This window comes from Domibacillus sp. 8LH (assembly GCF_038806185.1).
In the GTDB taxonomy this organism is placed as follows: domain Bacteria; phylum Bacillota; class Bacilli; order Bacillales; family Domibacillaceae; genus Domibacillus; species Domibacillus indicus_A.
Genome location: NZ_JAVJNG010000247.1, coordinates 1 through 251, shown reverse-complemented (window position 1 = coordinate 251; position 251 = coordinate 1). Strand labels below are relative to the sequence as shown.

General features: G+C 50.6%; 1 protein-coding gene. It reads right to left on the bottom strand.

Going from position 1 to position 251, the window contains the following annotated elements; translation table 11 throughout:
* The coding region (locus RG959_RS24590; RefSeq protein ID WP_342799345.1) for a hypothetical protein at positions 1 to 188 on the bottom strand (188 nt) is incomplete at its 3' end.
* Between the last annotated feature and the right edge of the window lie 63 nt (positions 189 to 251).

Here is a 251-nt window from a genome sequence, read left to right as displayed (position 1 = left end):
ATGTCAGCCAGCTGCTTCTCGTCTACAGACACCTTGCTCAGCACAAAGTTGTGACGGGCCAGAAGCTTCTCGATGGCGTTGTAAAGCTGTGGCGAACGCTTCGTGTCATCCCGCAGGTCTTGCAGCATGAGTCGTGCACGTTCAGTGTCCAGCATCAAAAGGAACTTCTCTAAGTCCATCTGCGTCATGTCTTACCTCCGCTCTTAATCGTCTTGTAAATTAGGACTCCAATCTGTACCACAGTGTATGCG